The organism is Microbispora sp. KK1-11 (assembly GCF_006874435.1).
In the GTDB taxonomy this organism is placed as follows: Bacteria; Actinomycetota; Actinomycetes; order Streptosporangiales; family Streptosporangiaceae; genus Microbispora; species Microbispora catharanthi.
This window is the reverse complement of sequence record NZ_VIRJ01000038.1, coordinates 59,377-76,810: the sequence shown is the minus strand read 5'-3', so window position 1 is coordinate 76,810 and position 17,434 is coordinate 59,377. Positions and strand designations below refer to the sequence as shown.

Genomic DNA, 17,434 nt, shown 5'->3' with positions numbered 1-17,434 from the left:
TCGTGGCGGGCCAGGACGTCCACCGCGTGCTGGGCCGCGTCGTAGCTGCTGTAGGTGGCCAGCACCACCTTGTGGGACCCTGCTGTTCTCGGGACGCTCACGGGACCAACCCCCTCGGCTATTCCAGATCGTGAAGACAACTCGCTCCGCCGCCGCTGCGCATCGGCCCGAGCGGGAGAACCGGAATCCACGCCACCTTCGACGTTGGCGATGTCAGGGCTCTACCAGCGAGAACAATCCCTATGACGCGCATCCCCCGTCGGCCTGTGGAACACCCCGACGGGATTTTCGCCTCCCCTGCCAGGATCTCCCCTGCCGTTCCCTCGCACCACCCTTCCTGACCCTCATCTGCCTCGCATGAGCAGTGGCAGGTCGCCCAGGGGGAGCGCCAGGTGCGAAGCAACTCCGTACTTACTCGGTCAGGCGTCGTGGCTCCCCGAAATTCCCCCTTCCCGTCCCGCCGGACGGCCCCGGTCATGTGTCCGCGCGAAGACCCGCTGGTACACGCGTTCGTAGGCCTCGGTCATCACCGAGACGTCGAAGCGTCGCAGCGCGTAGGCGCGCACGGCCGCCGGCTCCAGCCTCCCGGCCTCCTCGATGGCGAGCGGGAGCTGCCCGACATCATGACGGACACTGCCCGTCACCCCTTCCAGGACGACCTCGGGAACCGCACCCCTGCTCAGTGCCACCACCGGTGTGCCGCAGGCCATAGCCTCGATCATGACCATGCCGAACGGCTCCTCCCACTGCACCGGGAACACCAGGCAACGAGCCCGGGACAGCAGGTCACGCTTCAGCGCGGCGTCAGCCTCGCCCACGTACCGCACCGCCCGGCCGAGCAGCGGCATGACGTGCTCCCGGAAGTACGCCTGTTCGGTTCCTTCCGTCTTCTTGCCCGCCAGGACGATGGACCGGCCGGCCGCCCGGGCGGCCTCGATGGCCAGGTGGGCGCCCTTGTCGGGATGCAGTCGGCCCACCCACAGAACCCATTCCTCCTTGCGCGCGCGGAACGGGAACGTGGCGAAATCCACGGCATTGTGCACCTGCGCGACCCAATTGAGGTCGGGTGCGCTCGCCCGCTGCGAGCAAGAGATGGCGACGAGGTCGACGGAGGTGCCGAGGGCCCGGTAGTAGGCGCCGAGTTCGCCCCGGACGTCGCCATGGCAGGTGACCACGGTGGGAGCCGTACGTGCCGACGCGCACAACGGCCCGGCGAGCGAATGGTCGTGGACCACGTCGGGCGCCAGCCCGCCCAGGAAGCGCTCCGCCCTGGCAGCGTGTACGACTTCCGGAAACGCCTCTCCGATCCTCGCCGACGGCGGCTCGTTGTAGGTGCGCCGATCGACTCCGTCGCCCGCGCCGATCACGGTCACCCGGTGCCCGCGGGCGAGCAGCCCGCGGACGAGATCCGCCGTCATCGACTCGATGCCGCCGTACCCCTTAGGCGGGATGTCGTACCACGGCGGGGCGACCATCGCGATGTGCAACGCCTGCCGCGCCCGTTCCGAAACGTTTCGCAGGTCCACGGAGACCTCCGGCAGCCTGCGGCCCGAGTGGTGCCGGAGGCGGCTGTGCCAGCATGCCGTCCCCCACACCTTCTCACCCCGGCCGGACTCCATGCGCACGGGGGGCGGAACCGGACCCGGGACCGCCTGGCCGGGCCTGTGACGTGTCAGGGCCTCCACGGGAAGAGGTGACCTGCTACTGAAGCGGTTTCGAGGACCTGCCGGGGTTGATGGAGCTCGTGGAGCGGCGAGCCCGCTCGTCACCCGCTCACGGACGGGGAAGCAGGGTCCAGTACTCGTCCGGCAACTGGACGGTGATGTCGAAGAACTCCTTGTCCGTAATGGCCTCGCGCAACGTGGCGAACACGGCCGCGGCATGTGGCGGCTGGGCCACCCGGCCGAGCATGGGCGGGGTCATGTCCGCACGATGCACGCGAGGAGCGCCAGCTTGTCGGCACTGTCGGTGCCGGGGTCCGGGTGGAGGACGACGAGCGTCTGACCTGCCGCGCCGCTGACGCCCAATCTCTCGCGGTTCAGCCAGAGGCCACCGACCTGGGGGTGGTCGACGTGCTTGGGCGTGCCTTCGCACGTGTTCACGTCGTGACGGGCCCAGAGCCTGCTGAAGCGAGGGCTGGCGAGGGAGAGTTCGCCGACGAGTTCGATGAATCGGGGGTCGTCCGTGTCGGTGCCGACGGACTCGCGGAAGCCGGCGACCATGCCCTGCGCGGCGTCCTCCCAGTCCGGGTAGAGAGCCTGCTCGGCGGGGTCCAGGAACACGTCCCGCAGGCGGTTGCCCCCCGCCACGAGTCGCGGCGACAGAGCGGTCGCCAGCGCATTGGCGGCGAGGACGTCGAAGTAGCGACCCTCCACGTACGCGGGGAGCGGAAGCGCGGCGATGAGCTTGGCGACGCCAGGAGGAACGGTTTCCTTCCGGGGCCGCCGTCGCCGCCGGGGTTTTCCCGCCCCGAGGCGCAGCAGGTAGGCCGTCGCGTCGTCGTCGAGCAGCAGCACGCGGGCGAGGGACTCGAGGACCTGCGCGGACGGGTTGCGGTCGCGGCCCTGTTCCAGGCGCAGGTAGTAGTCGGCGCTGATGCCGGCGAGCATCGCGACCTCCTCCCGGCGCAGGCCCGGCACGCGCCGTACGCCCACGGAGGGGATGCCGGCCTGTTCAGGAGTGACGAGCTCCCGACGGGCGCGTACGTAATCGCCCAGAAGGTTGGAGTCGTCGCTCATGTCCCCACTGTAATTCCCGCACTTTCGTGCGTGCCTGGTCCTGTCACCCCCAGGATCGCGGGGGCTCTGGCTCTGTCAGCGGGTGAGCGGAAACCTCACTTCCGGGACGAACGCCGGCGAAATCCGCTGGTGGGTCCTTCCGCGAACAAGGAGCTACACCATGTCAACATTTTTGCTCGTACACGGGGCCTGGCACAGCGGGCAATGCTGGGAACGGGTGGTCCCGTTGCTGGCGTCGGCCAGACATCGGGTGGTCGCGCCCTCGCTGACCGGCCACGGAGACAAGGCGCACCTGCTCGGCCCCGAGGTAGGGCTGGACACACACGTCGACGACGTCGTGAGGCTGATCACCGAGGAGGACCTCACCGACGTGATCCTGGTGGGCCACAGCTACGCCGGGCTGGTCATCTCGTCCGCCGCCAACCGGATCCCGGACCGGATCGCCCATCTGGTCTACCTCGACGCGATGGTCCCGGAGGACGGCGAGAACGCGATCGATGTGCATCCCGTGACCCAGGCCCTCATCGACCGCGCCGCGGAGTCCGAGGCCGGCTGGCGGATCCCGCCGATGCCCGAGTTGCCGCCACCTCTGGGCCTGTTCGGGGTCACCGACCCGGCGGACATGGCGTGGTTGCGGGCGATGTTGTCGGATCAGTCGGTGCTCTGCTTCCGGCAACCGGTCCGGCTGGACAACCCAGCCGTGCACACAATCCCGCGGACGCACATTCACTGCGTCGCCGGCGTACCGGAGGGCATCAAGCGGCGGCCCGTCCCAGCGGTACAGCCCAACGGCAGCCCGGCACAGGTGTGGGAACTGGAGACGGGCCACGACTGCATGATCACCATGCCGGCCGAGCTCACCGAACTGCTGCTCAAGCTCGGCTGACCCGCCCACTCGAGCCGCCAGCTGCGCGGTAGCCGCTTTTGCCGATGAGAGCGCGACGTACGACGCTCCTCGCGAGCGTGCCCTAGCCTAAGACCGTGTCGGCATCGACGGATCTGGAGCAGCGGTGCGTCTTGCCGTTCTACCTGAGAATGATGGGCCTGAACGCATTAAGTCGTGACGTCCCGTTCGACTCTCTGCGAGAAGTGGCGCGAGGTACGACCGACGACGAAGTCGCCGAGCTGCTGGCTTCGCACTGGCGGCCGCGCGTCATGGGCGCTTGGCTCGCGTCCGGTCGGACCCGGCGCCTGGAGGCTGCGCTGCTGGAAAGCCTGGAGACCTCGCTGGGCTCACTGACAGCGCCGCCTCTGGCGACCGTCGCCCTGCATGGTCTAGGAGTGAAGGCCGTGCCCTCGCTCACGACCTACCTTCGACTGGACCTTGAGAATGGATGGGGCTCGGCCTCGTTCGTAGCCGCCGTACTCGAACGACTGGACGCCACGCCGACCGGCATTTCCATCGATGACCAAGACCGCGGGGCCGTAGACGGAATGTTGTTCGTGGCGCGTTGCCTAGCCGAGGCGGAACCAGGCACGTTGCCCGCTGATGTGTAGCAGGAAGTCCGTGACAGGCAAGCCGTCTGGCGTTATCAACTCCAGTTGGTCGCTGATGTGCTTGTACGTGGCTTCCCAGGTTTCGTAGTCGAGTTCGCCGTCTGCCTCGATGAGGGCGAGTTCCTGTACGAACAGCGGTTCCACAGCCGCGTACCCCGAGCGGGCGACGAAACGTCCCGACAACCAGGGGAAATCGCCATCACCGGTCAGGTGTATGTCGCCGAGTATTTCCTCACCACGACGTAATCGCCACGTGTGCTCGGCCACATTTGGACGATACCCCTACCGCTCTCACGGCAGAGTCCGGACGCCTGTCCCTGCATCGTGATCGTGGCGTACCGCCACGTAGACGATCTGCAGGGCCGCGTTCGCGCCGCACAGCCGATTTCCCCGCATCAGGTCGATTCAGAACATGCGGCTCAGGCGGGGCAACCTCTGCGTCGTCGCTTTGGGGTCGCGGAGCCTCCACGGAAGTCCCGTGGGCTCGGGATCGCCCTGGTTGGTGTGCCCGCGTTCTTTCATGGCGTCGTAGACGCCGTCCTCTTCACCGGTCGCCTCTTCGTATGCGCCGGCGGCCACGTAGCTCAACGCCTCCCACTGCGGCCACTCCTCCTGGGCCCACTCGCTCACCGGGCGTTCTGCCAGTCGCCGCACCTCCGGGACCTCGGCCAGGTTGTCGGGGTCGGCTACTACAAGCTCGAAAGTGTCACGGCCGAGCCCTATCAGCCACGCCTGGAAGTACCAGAAGCCGTCGGTGGAGCAGCCGCCGAAGATGAGGTTGGCGGCTTCCCACATGTCGTAGGTGTCGGATCGCCGCCGTATCTGATTGAGGAGGATCTGAAAGTCGACGATCCTGGCCGGCGGGCGTTGTGCGAGGTGGAGAGAGAGCCACCGCAGGCGTTCATCGGGATCGCCGGTCACTTGCCGGGACCGCTGAAGGAAGAGCCAGAACTCATCGATATCCACAACGGTGCATGGTGCCAAATCGCGCCGACAGCGCCACGACAGGGAAATCGGCTCACGCCACTCGGCGCGGTCGTTGCTCGGCCGGACACCGCGAGCAGTTCACCGGCCACCTCGCCCAGACGGATCAGCCACTGATCCTGGACCTGCGGTCACTCACCATGAGCGGCCTGCTCGGCGACGCGTTCGATGGCCTGGACGGCGACATCGGGCTGGTCGACGTAGATGTAGTGGCCGCTGTTCTTGGCCGTGCTCAGCTTGCTGTCGCTGGACAGTGCGAGCCACTTGCGCTGGCCCGCGGCCCACGCCTGCTCCAGGCGCGGCCCGTACTTGGGCACGGCCGCGAGGTACGGCTTCCCGTGCTGGATCACCTCCACCGGGATGTTCCCGGCGGAACGGACCTTGCCGTCGGGGACGACGAGCTTCTCCGGGTTCTCGCCCTGGAATATCGCGAGGTTCTGTGCGCGCAACTCGGCCGCCGGGCCGGTGGCCGACTTGGGGATCGCCTTCGTGATGTCGGCCAGCATGGTGGATGGGGTGGCGTCCATCAGGACCAGCCCCTTGACCCTGTCCTGGTGGTCGGGGGCGTACCTGGCGGCGATCAGCCCGCCCAGCGAGTGCCCGGCCAGGACGACCGGGTTGTCACCGGCGACGCGGTCGAGCACCCCGGTCAGGATCTTCCCGGTGCTGGAGAAGCTCTGCGGGCCGTCCGGCTGGTCGCTCGCGCCCGAGCCGAGCCGGTCGTAGGAACAGACCCGGTTCTGCTTGCTCAGCGTCTTCTGGATGGCGGCCAGCTTTTCCAGCCCGTCGCCTGCCCCGTGCATCAGGATGATGACCGGCCTGCCCTTCTCCGGGTCGCCCGAACAGGACACGTTCACCGACCGGCCCGCGACATCGATCTTCTCGGTCCCGGAGATCGGGGCGGCATCGGCTGTCCGCGTGGCGGGGGCGAGGGGGTCCCAGTTCTCCAGCGATTCGCCGCCGCAGCCGGCGACCCCCGCGCCGAGCACGGTGCAGCACAGCGCGGCCACAACGGATGTCTTGATCTTCGGAAGCATGAGGTCCTCCAGTGAGGGAGTCGACGCCGGGGTGATGCGCACGGCGGTGTAGTGGGAAAAGCGGACGGAGCGCCGTGGCTGCGTCGTAACGCTACGGATCCGGCGGTCGGAGATCGTCCCCGCACGGTGGACATTCGCCGGTAGCTCGCACGGGGGACAAGTGACGGCGTGGTGACCTACTCGGGCCAGGGGGAGCCGAGGATCGTGTCGACGAAGTTCCCCCGTCGGTAGCCGGGCACGTAGCGCTCGAGTACGTCGGCCTTGACGTTGCCGAACGTGGTCCCCGGCTTGGGCGCGATGCCCTCGGTGAACGCCCGCAGGATCGCCTCCTTGAAACCCGGCCGCGGATGCAGGGCGGTGATCTCGGCTCGCTGGGCGTCGTCGAGATCGTGGTAGCCGATGCCGAGCACGTCGTACTCCACGCCCGCGGTCACCAGCGCGACCTCCGGTTCCATGAACTCGGGGATGCCGGGGGTGGTGTGCAGGGCGATCGCCGTCCACACCCGGCGGACGCTGTCTTCCGGCACGCCGCGTTCCTGGAGGAAGCGGCGGGCGGCATCGGCGCCGTCCACCTCGAAGCGCCTGCCGCTGCCGCGATACTCCTTGTTGAGCCCCAGGTCGTGGAACATGGCGCCGATGTAGAGCAACTCCGGGTCGAAGCTCAGGCCCCGTCTCCGCCCCATCAGGCTGCCGAAGAAGTAGACACGGCGTGAATGGTGGTAGATCAGGTCGCTGGTGACCTCGCGTACGAACTCGGTGGCCTCAGCCGTCACCCTGGTGTCGGGTACGGTCTGGTCGATCGTCATGGTTCTTCTCCCGTCCGGCTGTGCGCCATTCGGGCTCTACTGTCACCTGCGGCGGCTCGCGGGACATCGCAGGAACACGTGACGAAGGAGTCGCTTGGCCCGTCTATGGCCTGGTCACGGGGTGTAAGCGGCCCAGGCCGTGGGGAAGCGTGATCAGTGAGGAGCGTTGCCGGTCACTCGGAGGTCCGGGGCCCCGCGGCGCGGCGGAGCCGGTTGGCGATCGCGAGTCCCAGTCCCTGCTCCACCGGCAGGGACGCGACGATGAGGTCGCACCCCCGCTGGTCGAGCTCGCGCAGGAACCCGTACAGCCCATGCGCGTAGGCGGCCATCGCATCCGGGACCGTCACCACGGCGTGCGCCTTCACCTGGGCGCCCGCGAAGGAGGGGGGAAGGAAGACGCCCACCTGGTGCCCTAGCTCCTGCGCGAGCTCCGCTTCGGCGACGACCTTCTCGGGCTCGACGAGGACGACACGCGCACGCGGTGCGTAGTGTGACGGATGCTGGCCCGGCACCCGGACCCGGCTGGTGGAGTGGACCGTGAGCGGGCGCCCGAGCACCGCCTCGAGGTCCTCGCGCGTCACCCCGCCGGGCCGAAGGACGCTCGGAGTGTCGCCCGTGGCGTCGACGATGGTGGACTCGACGCCGACCTCGCAGGAGCCGCCGTCCAGCACGAAGTCGACGGCATCACCGAGCTCCGCACGGACGTGGTTGGCCGTCGTGGGGCTGACCGAGCCGAAGCGGTTGGCGGACGGGGCCGCGACACCCCCGCCGAAGGCCGACAGCAGCGCGAGTGCGACGGGGTGATCGGGCACGCGGACGGCCACCGTCTCCAGGCCACCGGTCGCTTCGAGGGGCACCCGGGGGCCGCGCCGCAGGACCAGCGTGAGCGGCCCCGGCCAGAAGCGTTCGGCCAACAGGCGCGCCGTCGCGGGCACGTCCTCGACCCAGTCGCCCAGGTGCTCCGCGCCGCCGATGTGGACGATCAGCGGGTGGGAGGGCGGGCGCCCCTTGACCTGGAAGACGCGCGCGACGGCGGCGGGGTCCTCGGCGTTGGCGCCCAGACCGTAGACGGTCTCGGTCGGGAAGGCCACGAGGCCTCCGGCGCGCAGCACACCGGCCGCCTTCTCGATGTCACTGGTTCTTGCCGTCACCCTCGCAATCCTTTCACTGTTCCACTGTCCCCATGCGGTCTCGCCGGCGCATGGTGACGAACCACGGCCGACGGCACCGCGTGAGCCCGGACGGACGAAATCCGTCACGGCGGCACGGGGGAACACCGCCAGGACGGCCCCTGCCTCAGGGTAGAACCCGCAGGTCCTACCCCGGCCGGCCGGTCACCTCCAGGAGGTCAGGGGCGCGTGCGGGTGCTGACTCGCGGGCCGCTTCACGATCTCCATTTCTTCTCCTTCACATCGGTCTGCGGATCACACGCGCAGCAGGGGCTTGACGGCGCGGCGCTCGTCCATGGCCTTGTACGCCTCGGCGGCCTCGTCGAGCGGGAGGCGGAGGTCGAAGACCTTGCCGGGGTCGATCCGGCGGTTTCCGATCAGGTCGATCAGCTCGGTGCCGTCCAGTTCGACACCGTGGGCCACTCCCACGTAGCCGACGTGCCCGCCCGGGCGGGTGGAGCGGATGGCTCCTTGTGCGCCGGGGTCGTACGGGTCCGTCACGACGGACCGAGTAGGGGCATCCCTCCGCGGTGCGATCAGGGAAGTGCCACGCCATCCAGATAACCGGCTTCCCATGCGGGCAGGGAGTGCCTGGTGAGGGGTGTACCGGCAGTGCATCCCTTCCATCGGGCGCGAGCGCGTACGGTCGAAGAGTGGACAACCGCGAAGAAGCCCGCGAGTTCCTCGTCTCGCGGCGCGCCAAGATAACCCCCGAGCGGGCCGGGCTGCCCGCCGGCACCAGGCGCCGCGTTCCCGGGCTGCGAAGGAGCGAGGTCGCGGCGCTCGCCGATGTGAGCGTCGAGTACTACGCCAAACTCGAGCGCGGCAACCTCGCCGGCGTGTCCCCGAGCATTCTCGAAGCCGTCGCCCGCGCGCTCCAGCTCGACGACGCCGAGCGGGCCCACCTGCTCAACCTCGCGCAAGCCGCCGACGGCTTCGACGCGCTCGCGCGGCCCCGGCAGCGCGCCACCAGGCAGTGGGCAGCGCACCGGAGCCTGCAGTGGACTCTGGACGCGGTCACCGCCGGGCCGGCGTTCGTCCGCAACGGCCGGATGGACCTGCTGGCGGCCAACCGGCTCGCGCGTGCCTTCTACCGCGACATGTACGCCACCGGCCACCGGCCGCCGAACCTCGCCCGATACACCTTCCTGGACCCGGCCGCCCGCCGCTTCTACCTGGACTGGGACCTGGCCGCCGACATGACCGTCGCCATCCTTCGCACCGAGGCGGGCCGTGACCCCCACGACAAGGACCTCCACGACCTGGTCGGCGAGCTGTCCACCCGCTGCGACGCGTTCCGCACTCGGTGGGGTGCCCACAACGTCCGCCAGCACGGCACCGGGGTGAAGAGGTTCCACCATCCCGCTGTCGGCGACCTCACCCTCGCCTACGAGGGCCTGGAAATGGTCGCCGCCCCCGGCCTCACCCTCACCGTCTACACCGCGGAACCCGGCTCGTCATCGGAGGAAGGCCTGCGCCTGCTCGCCTCCTGGGCCGCCACCCAGGAAGCCGGCTCCCCCACGCAGCCGCTCCCGGCCGGCTGACGGGCCGATAGGCCGCCGGACACCCACTTCGTACGATTCATCCGGGTTCGACCTAGCGGGAGTATCCTGCTGCGCACGTGTCACCGACCTCCCCCACACCCCTGCGGGGCCCGCCGCGTGGCAACGGCACGGTACGGAGTCCGGCATGGGTGGGCTGGGCTCGGCGTGAACGAAAGGGTGTCAAGTGACGCGCTGTGAGGACGCTGAGCAGGGATCGCCGACAGCGGCCGGAGCCGAGGTGTTCTCCGCCGACGACGAGGTCGGCCGGGATCTGGCGTCGGTGGACTGGCGGGCGACCCCGCTCGGGCCGCCGGAGGAGTGGCCGCAGAGCCTGCAGACGGCGGTGAGCATCCTGCTGTCGTCCCGGTTCTCCATGTGGATGGCGTGGGGGCCGGAGCTGACCTTCTTCTGCAACGCCGCCTACCGCCGTGACACGCTGGGCCGGAAATACCCGTGGGCGCTGGGCCGGCCCGCCAGCGAGGTCTGGGCGGAGATCTGGGACGACATCGGCCCGCGGATCGACACCGTGCTGGCAACGGGGAAGGCGACCTGGGACGAGGCCCTGCTGCTGTTCCTGGAGCGGGCCGGCTATCCGGAGGAGAGCTACCACACGTTCTCCTACAGCCCCCTCAGGGACGACTCCGGCACCGTGGTCGGGATGTTGTGCGTCGTCAGCGAGGAGACCGAGCGGGTCATCGGCGAGCGGCGCATGGCGACCCTGCGGGATCTCGGCTCCGATCCCAGCGTGGTCCGCACCGAGCAGGAGATGCTGGCTTTCGCCTGCCGGCAGCTCGGCCGCAACCTGCACGACCTTCCGTTCACGTTGACCTACCTGTTCCAGGACGGCGGCGGCGCACGGCTGGCAGGGGTGACCGGCATCTCCGCCGGGCACCCGGCCGCCCCTCTCACGCTGCCGGCCGACGCCCCGGACGCGGTGTGGCCCGCGACGGCGCTGGCCCGGGGAGAGTCAGTGATCGTGCCGCTCGGCCCTTCCCCGCACGACCCTGCCGCGCACGACCCTGCCCCGAACGACCGGGCCCCGAACGACCGGGCCCCGAACGACCGGGCCCCGAACGACCGGGCCCCGAACGACCGGGCCCCGAACGACCGGGCCCCGAACGATCGGGCCCCGTTCGCCGGTCTCCCGGCCGGAGACTGGCCGGAACCGCCCACGCAGGCGCTGGTGGTGCCGTTGCTCCAGCAGGGCAGCGCGCCGTACGGGTTCCTGGTGGCCGCGCTCAACCGGTACCGCTTCCTGGACGAGGCCTACCGCGGGTTCATCGAGCTGGCCGCGGGGCATGTGGCGGCGGGCATCGCGAGCGCCCGCAGCTACCAGGCCCAGCAGCGGCGGGCGGAGGAGCTGGCCGAGCTCGACCGCGCGAAGACCGTCTTCTTCTCCAACATCAGTCACGAGTTCCGCACACCGCTGACCCTGATCATGGGGCCGGTGGAGGAACTGCGCGGCCGCCTGCAGGGAGCCGACGCGCAGGTACGCGAGGAGCTGGAGGTCATCCGCCGCAACGGGTTGCGGCTGGGCAAGCTGGTCAACACCCTGCTGGACTTCTCCCGCATCGAGGCCGGCCGGATGCAGGCCAGCTACGAGCCGGTCGACCTGGCCGCGGTCACCGCCGAGCTGGCCAGCCTCTTCCGCTCCGCCATCGACAAGGCGGGCCTGGACTTCCGGGTCGACTGCCATCCCCTGGACCAGCCGGTCTACATCGACCGCGGCATGTGGGAGAAGGTGGTGCTCAACCTGCTCAGCAACGCGCTGAAGTTCACCTTCGAGGGCGCGATCGGCGTCACCGTGCGCGGGGGGGACGACCACGCGGTGGTGACCGTCACCGACACGGGCATCGGCGTCCCGGCCGACGAGGTGCCGCGGCTGTTCGAGCGGTTCCACCGCATCGAGAACGCGCGCTCACGGTCCAACGAGGGAAGCGGCATCGGGCTGGCCCTCGTGCAGGAGCTGGTCGGCCTGCACGGCGGCACCATCAGCGCCGACAGTACCGAGGGCGAGGGCACCCGCTTCACCATCCGCCTGCCGTACGGCGCCGCGCACCTGCCCGCCGAGGCGATCACGACGGCCGGCACCGGCGCCGCCGCCACCACCGCGGACCCGTACGTCGAAGAGGCGCTGCGCTGGCTGCCCGCGGACGACGGCGGCGAGCTCACCGGGGAAACGATGGGGCTGCCGTCCCACGACGGCTCCGCCGCCCGATCCGGGGACTCGGCCGCCCCGGCGCGGGTGCTGGTCGCCGACGACAACGCCGACATGCGCGGGTATCTCGTCCGTCTCCTCAATGGCGCCGGCTACGTCGTCAGCACCGCGGGCGACGGGATGGAGGCCCTGGACGCCATCCGCGCGGACGCCCCCGACCTCGTGGTCAGCGACGTGATGATGCCCCGCCTGGACGGTCTGTCCCTGGTCGCGGCGCTGCGGTCCGATCCACGCACCGCCGCCGTGCCCGTGGTGCTGCTGTCGGCCCGGGCGGGCCAGGAGGCGTCCATCGAGGGCCTGCAGGCCGGAGCCGACGACTACCTGGTCAAGCCCTTCGCCGCCGCGGAGTTGCTCGCGCGGGTGAGGGCGAACATGGACATGGCGCGGCTGCGCCAGCACCAGGCGCGCTGGCGCAGCGCACTGGTGGACTCGCTGCAGGAGGCGTTCTTCGTCTGCGACGAGCAGGGCGCCGTCGTCGAGATCAACAGCGCCTTCACCGACATTCTCGGCTACGGCCCCGAGGGCCTCCCCTACACGCCGATCCACCCGTGGTGGCCGGACGCCGCCACCGATCCCGCGGGCTACCAGCAGGTCGCCGACGCCTTCGGCGGCCTTCTCGGTCCCGGTCAGGGCAGCTACACCATCCCGGTCACCCACCGTGACGGGCACCGGCTGTGGGTCAGCGTCACCTTCAACCAGGCGCAGGATCCCGACACCGGGCGGCATGTCGTCGTCGGCACCTTCCGCGACGTGACCGCCGAGCACTACGCCATCCAGCGCGAGAGCGCCCTCGCCTCGCTGAGCACCAGCCTGTCCCAGGCCGGGAGCCTCTCCGACGCGCTGACCGGCGCGCTGCGGGAACTGCAGAGCCTGTGGCGTGCCCAGTCGGTTGTGGCCGCCGTCTTCGGCCACGGCGAGGAGCCGGCCCTGACCGCCGCCGGCGAGCCGGTGGACTGGCACGGGCTGCCGGGCGATCGCCGCCGTGTGCTCACCGACATGCTGCGGCGGCCGCTGCTCACCCCGGTCGCCGACCGCGACGGGGTCGGCATCCTGCTGGAGCACCCCGAGGGCCAGCTGGCCCTGTGGATCGACCTGGGCGACCACCGGCCTTTCACCGGCGAGGACCAGGTGCTGCTGTCGCTGCTGGCCGGGCGTCTCGCCCAGGGACTGGTGCGCGCCCACCAGATCGACCAGCAGCGCGAGACCGCCATCGCGCTGCAGCGCGCCATCCTCGGCCCCGCCCGGCTTCCCGACGGGTTCGCCGTACGCTACGAGCCCGCCACCCGGCCCCTGGAGGTCGGCGGCGACTGGTACGACACCATCGCCCTGCCCGGCGGGCGCATCGGCATCGTCGTCGGCGACTGCGTCGGGCGCGGGGTGGAGGCCGCGGCCGTCATGGGACAGTTGCGCAGCGCGTGCCGCGCGCTGCTGCTGCAGGACGACAGCCCGTCCCGTGTGCTCATGGCCCTGGACCACTTCGCCGCCGGCGTCCCCGGCGCCAGGTGCACCACCGTTTTCTGCGCCGTCCTCGACCCGGAAACCGGGCGCCTGTCCTACTCCAGCGCCGGACATCCGCCGGGAATCCTCGCCCACCCCGACGGCAACACGGGCCTGCTCGACGGCGGACGTTCCGTTCCCCTGGCCGTACGCCCGGGCGCGACCCGTCCGGAGAGCGAGACGATCATCCCCGCCCGTGCCACGCTCATGCTGTACACGGACGGCCTGGTCGAACGCCGCCGCCGTCCGCTGTATTCGGGCATCGACCAGGCCAGCCAGGCCGTACAGGACGGCAGGAACATCGCCGTCGACGACCTCGCCACTCAGGTGATGATCCGCCTGGCGCCCGCCGACGGATACGACGACGACGTCGCTCTGCTGCTCTACCGGCACCCGGCCCCGCTGGAGATGACCTTCCCCGCCGAGTCGTCCCAGCTGGCGCCCGTCCGCAAGGCGCTGCGGAGCTGGCTCGGCCAGTGCGACCTGCCGGCCCAGATCGTCCAGAACATCCTGGTCGCCGCCGGTGAGGCGTGCGCGAACGCCATCGAACACGGCCACCGCCACACCCCCGGCGACGTCGTCCGCCTGCGGGCTGAGGCGTCGGTCGACAACCTGCGCCTCACCGTCGCCGACACCGGCCGCTGGAAGTCCCCCGAACCCGAGGCGAACGCCCACCGTGGCCGCGGCGTCGCGCTCATGCGCGCCATGATGCAGCAGGTCACCATCACCCCCGGCCCGTACGGGACCACCGTCGACATGCAGATGAGGATCGCCTGATGACCACACCCCTGACCCTCACTCCTGGGGTTCGCCCGGACGGCGCCGTTCTCCTGACCGCGGCCGGTGAGATCGACATGAGCAACACCGACACCCTCTCGGCCGCTCTGGAGAGCACCCCGGGGCCCGTCGTCCTCGACCTGACCTCCGTCGAATACCTCGACAGCGCGGGCCTGAGCGTCCTGTTCGCCCACGCCGACCACATCACGCTCATCGCCAACCCGCTGCTGACCCCCGTCCTGACCATCTCCGGGCTGGCGGACCTCGCGACCGTCCACGACGGCGACCTCGACGCCCGATAGGGCAGGTGTTCCGGCCCGCGGTCACGTCCCGCCTCAAGTGAGATTTTGCTCTCGCTTGCGTTGATCTCTTTACACGAGTCATGTGATAGTTGACTATCAAGTGGCGACTCGACGGCTCGTGGTGAACGACGATCCGCTCTGGAGGCATCATGACCACTGTCGAACCCCGGACCTTCCCCTTCGGCCAGGTGGAGCGGCTGGAGGTGGACCCGCTTTTCTCCCGGTTGCGGCAGGAGGAACCGCTGTGCCGGGTCCGGCTGCCCTACGGTGAACCCGCGTGGCTCGCGACCCGCTATGAGGACGTCAAGGTCGTGCTCGGCGACGCGCGGTTCAGCCGGGCCGCGGCGATCGGCCGCGACGAGCCGCGGATGCGGCCCCACCAGTCCCGCCCCGGCAGCATCCTCAGTTTCGACCCGCCCGAGCACAGCAGACTGCGCAGGCTGGTGTCCAAGGCGTTCACCGTACGGCGGATCGAGCTGCTGCGGCCGCGGACCCAGGAGATCGCCGACCATCTCGTCGGCGCGATGCTGGCCAAGGGCGCTCCGGCCGACCTCGTCGAGGACTTCGGGCTGCCGCTGCCGATCACGGTCATCTGCGAGTTGCTGGGCGTTCCCGTCGAGGACCGCGTCGACTTCCGGACCTGGTCGGACGCGCTCCTGTCCACCACGCGGTTCACCCCCGAGCAGGTGGTGCGCTGCATGGGCCTGCTCCGGGAGTACATGGCCGGTCTGATCGCCGAGCGCCGGCAGACCCCGAAGGACGACCTGCTCAGCGCGCTCGTCGCGGCCCGCGACAACGAGGAGCGGCTGTCGGAGGAGGAGATGCTGTCGCTGGCCGAGGCGCTGCTCGTCGCCGGTCACGAGACCACGGCCACGCAGATCCCGAACTTCGTCTACGTGCTGCTCACCCACCCCGAGCAGCTCGCGGCGCTGCGCGCGGACCTCGACCTGATACCCCGGGCGGTCGAAGAGCTGATGCGCTTCGTCCCGCTCGGAGGCGGCGCCTCCATCGCCCGCTACGCCCTGGAGGACGTCGAGCTCGGCGGCGTCACGGTGCGCGCAGGAGAGCCGGTGGTCGTGAGCCTGGTGTCGGCCAACCGCGACGAGTCGATCTACACGAACCCCGACGAACTCGAATTCGACCGTCAGCAGGCCTCGCACGTGGGGTTCGGGCACGGGGCGCACCACTGCCTCGGCGCTCCGCTCGCCCGGATGGAGCTGCAGGTCGCCCTGCGTACGCTGCTCACACGGCTGCCGGGACTCCGCTTCGCCGGCCCCGAGGACGACGTCAGGTGGAAGACGGGGTTGTCCACCCGAGGGCCTGAGCACATGCTTGTCACCTGGGACGAGTCCTGACGAGGGTGCGGACCTAATCGATAGTCGCCTATCACTTGGTTATCCTGTCGGGGTGACCACCGAGACCTCACGGCGGCTGCGCGCCGACGCCGCACGCAACTCCGGCAGGATTCTGCGTGCGGCCCGGGAGGTCTGGGCCGAGCAGGGCCCCGACGCGCTGCTCGAAGACATCGCCCGCCGCGCCGGGGTCGGCATCGCGACGCTCTACCGCCACTTCCCCGACAAGGCGGGCCTGGTCCGGGCGGCCCTCGACCAGAGCTTCGCCGAGGACATCGCCCCCGCCATCGAACGGGCGCTCGTCGACGACGATCCCCGGCGCGGTCTGGCGACCGTGCTCGAGGCGGCGATGTCCACGGCGGCCCGTGAGCACAACACCCTGGCCGCCGCCCGGAACTCCGGCGCCATCACCGCGGAGGCCAGCAGCCCGTTCATCGAGTCGCTGACCCTGCTGGCCCGGCGCGGGCAGCAGGCCGGTCTCATCCGTGCCGACCTCGTCCCCGACGACCTGCCCAGGATCATGGTCATGCTGATGGGCGTGCTGTGGACGATGGATCCCGGCAGCGACGGCTGGCGGCGCTACCTCGCGCTCGTCCTCGACGCCCTGTCTCCCGGCGCGGCCTCCCCGCTGTCAGCCGCCGTGCCGCTCAGGTCACCGCGCAAGCGAGGCGGCTGGCCCGTGTGACGTACGCGGGCGAGGGCGGCGGCCGAGGGCGTTCCCGGCTCGGCCTGGTAGGCGATGACGACCTGGCCGTCCGTCCCGCCGACCGCCAGGCTGTGCCGCCGCAGGACGAGCGGCCCGACGACGGGATGGGCGAACTCCTTCGTCTCGTCGCGCGTCGGGCGGACGTCGTGGCGTTCCCACAGGCGGCGGAAGTCCTCGGAGGCCGCCGACAGGTCCTCGACCAGCTCGCGCAGGGCCGGGTCGTCGAGGGCGGCGCCGGCCACGGCTCGCAGCGCGGCGACCGAGTCGGCCGCGACGGCGTCCCACCTGGGGAACAGCGCCCGCGCGCCGGGGTCGAGGAAGACGTCTCGGACGAGGTTGCGGCCGGGCCGATACATGGGCGCCAGGGCGATCGCCGTCGCGTTGGCCGCCAGCACGTCGAACCGCCGTCCTCGCAGGTAGGCGGGCGTGTCCACCCACGCGTCGAGGAGAAGCTGCGTCCCCGGGGCCGGTCGCTCCCGCGGCCGGCGGGGCGGGCCGCCGTTCCGTCTCGACGCACCGCGGGCCAGGGCGTGCAGGTGGGCCGTGAGGTCGGCGTCGAGGCGCAGGGCGGCACCGAGCGCGTCGAGCACCTGCTCGGAGGGGTTGCGGTCGCGGCCCTGCTCAAGCCGGGTCAGGTAGGCGAGGCTGACGCCCGCGAGCGCGGCCAGCTCGTCGCGGCGCAGCCCCGCGACCCGGCGCCGCCCGGTCGCGGGCAGCCCGACGTCCTCGGGGCGTACGAGCGCGCGGCGGGCCTTGAGGAAGGAGCCGAGAGCGTTGTCGCCGAGCATGTCTACCCGCCACTGTACG

At 70.5% G+C, this 17,434-nt stretch carries 17 protein-coding genes and 1 pseudogene; 7 read left to right on the top strand and 11 right to left on the bottom strand.

Features of this window, described 5'->3' with window-relative positions; translation table 11 throughout:
* The 4 genes from FLW16_RS46325 to FLW16_RS37400 form a co-directional block, all read right to left on the bottom strand.
* On the bottom strand, positions 1-191 hold a 191-nt coding region (locus FLW16_RS46325), incomplete at its 3' end, for an SPOR domain-containing protein (protein WP_396686982.1).
* A gap of 228 nt (positions 192-419) precedes the next feature.
* Positions 420-1,526, bottom strand: coding sequence for a glycosyltransferase family 4 protein (locus tag FLW16_RS37410; RefSeq protein ID WP_260616014.1), 1,107 nt, complete (start codon positions 1,524-1,526; stop codon positions 420-422).
* Between the two features lie 247 nt (positions 1,527-1,773).
* Positions 1,774-1,923, bottom strand: coding sequence for a DUF2267 domain-containing protein (locus FLW16_RS37405; RefSeq protein ID WP_142565602.1), 150 nt, complete (start codon positions 1,921-1,923; stop codon positions 1,774-1,776).
* Entirely contained in the window at positions 1,920-2,738 is an 819-nt protein-coding gene (locus FLW16_RS37400) for a helix-turn-helix domain-containing protein (RefSeq protein ID WP_142565600.1), read from the bottom strand. The genes FLW16_RS37405 and FLW16_RS37400 overlap by 4 nt, the downstream gene beginning before the upstream one ends.
* 160 nt (positions 2,739-2,898) lie before the next feature.
* Between FLW16_RS37400 and FLW16_RS37395 the strand changes: the two genes are divergently transcribed.
* Positions 2,899-3,624, top strand: coding sequence for an alpha/beta fold hydrolase (locus FLW16_RS37395; protein ID WP_142565598.1), 726 nt, complete (start codon positions 2,899-2,901; stop codon positions 3,622-3,624).
* A 95-nt stretch (positions 3,625-3,719) separates the two neighbouring features.
* Positions 3,720-4,235 (top strand): DUF6000 family protein, encoded by a 516-nt coding sequence (locus FLW16_RS37390; protein ID WP_142565596.1) that lies wholly within the window; start codon positions 3,720-3,722, stop codon positions 4,233-4,235.
* Here FLW16_RS37390 and FLW16_RS37385 read toward each other — a convergent pair.
* The 6 genes and pseudogenes from FLW16_RS37385 to FLW16_RS37360 form a co-directional block, all read right to left on the bottom strand.
* On the bottom strand, positions 4,194-4,502 hold the full coding sequence (locus tag FLW16_RS37385) for a hypothetical protein (protein ID WP_142565594.1): 309 nt from the start codon (positions 4,500-4,502) through the stop codon (positions 4,194-4,196). The two genes, FLW16_RS37390 and FLW16_RS37385, sit on opposite strands and share 42 nt — an antisense overlap.
* 138 nt (positions 4,503-4,640) lie before the next feature.
* Positions 4,641-5,201, bottom strand: a complete 561-nt coding sequence (locus FLW16_RS37380; RefSeq protein WP_185949762.1) for a DUF4240 domain-containing protein — start codon at positions 5,199-5,201, stop codon at positions 4,641-4,643.
* Between the two features lie 149 nt (positions 5,202-5,350).
* Positions 5,351-6,256 carry an alpha/beta fold hydrolase gene (locus tag FLW16_RS37375; protein WP_142565591.1) on the bottom strand — a complete coding sequence of 302 codons (906 nt, stop codon included), beginning with the start codon at positions 6,254-6,256 and terminating at the stop codon, positions 5,351-5,353.
* A gap of 176 nt (positions 6,257-6,432) precedes the next feature.
* The gene (locus tag FLW16_RS37370; RefSeq protein WP_142565589.1) at positions 6,433-7,062 is read right to left on the bottom strand and encodes an HD domain-containing protein; all 630 of its coding nucleotides are present in this window, start codon (positions 7,060-7,062) and stop codon (positions 6,433-6,435) included.
* Positions 7,063-7,235: 173 nt separating this feature from the next.
* On the bottom strand, positions 7,236-8,213 hold the full coding sequence (locus FLW16_RS37365; protein WP_142565587.1) for an L-threonylcarbamoyladenylate synthase: 978 nt from the start codon (positions 8,211-8,213) through the stop codon (positions 7,236-7,238).
* Positions 8,214-8,486: 273 nt separating this feature from the next.
* A pseudogene (locus FLW16_RS37360) lies at positions 8,487-8,699 on the bottom strand (IMP dehydrogenase); the annotation flags it as partial.
* A gap of 185 nt (positions 8,700-8,884) precedes the next feature.
* Between FLW16_RS37360 and FLW16_RS37355 the strand changes: the two are divergent.
* From FLW16_RS37355 to FLW16_RS37335, 5 genes are all read left to right on the top strand, one after another.
* On the top strand, positions 8,885-9,775 hold the full coding sequence (locus tag FLW16_RS37355) for a helix-turn-helix transcriptional regulator (protein ID WP_142565585.1): 891 nt from the start codon (positions 8,885-8,887) through the stop codon (positions 9,773-9,775).
* 184 nt (positions 9,776-9,959) lie between these two features.
* A complete protein-coding gene (locus FLW16_RS37350; protein ID WP_142565583.1) occupies positions 9,960-14,267 on the top strand; it encodes a SpoIIE family protein phosphatase in 4,308 nt (1,435 codons plus the stop codon).
* Entirely contained in the window at positions 14,267-14,569 is a 303-nt protein-coding gene (locus tag FLW16_RS37345) for an STAS domain-containing protein (RefSeq protein ID WP_142565581.1), read from the top strand. The genes FLW16_RS37350 and FLW16_RS37345 overlap by 1 nt, the downstream gene beginning before the upstream one ends.
* 149 nt (positions 14,570-14,718) lie before the next feature.
* Complete coding sequence (locus tag FLW16_RS37340) at positions 14,719-15,924, top strand: cytochrome P450 (protein ID WP_142565579.1); 1,206 nt, start codon at positions 14,719-14,721, stop codon at positions 15,922-15,924.
* Positions 15,925-15,976: 52 nt separating this feature from the next.
* A complete protein-coding gene (locus FLW16_RS37335) occupies positions 15,977-16,606 on the top strand; it encodes a TetR/AcrR family transcriptional regulator (RefSeq protein WP_260616013.1) in 630 nt (209 codons plus the stop codon).
* Here the strand turns inward: FLW16_RS37335 and FLW16_RS37330 are convergent.
* Complete coding sequence (locus tag FLW16_RS37330; protein WP_142565577.1) at positions 16,501-17,415, bottom strand: helix-turn-helix domain-containing protein; 915 nt, start codon at positions 17,413-17,415, stop codon at positions 16,501-16,503. The two genes, FLW16_RS37335 and FLW16_RS37330, sit on opposite strands and share 106 nt — an antisense overlap.
* Positions 17,416-17,434 lie beyond the last annotated feature (19 nt).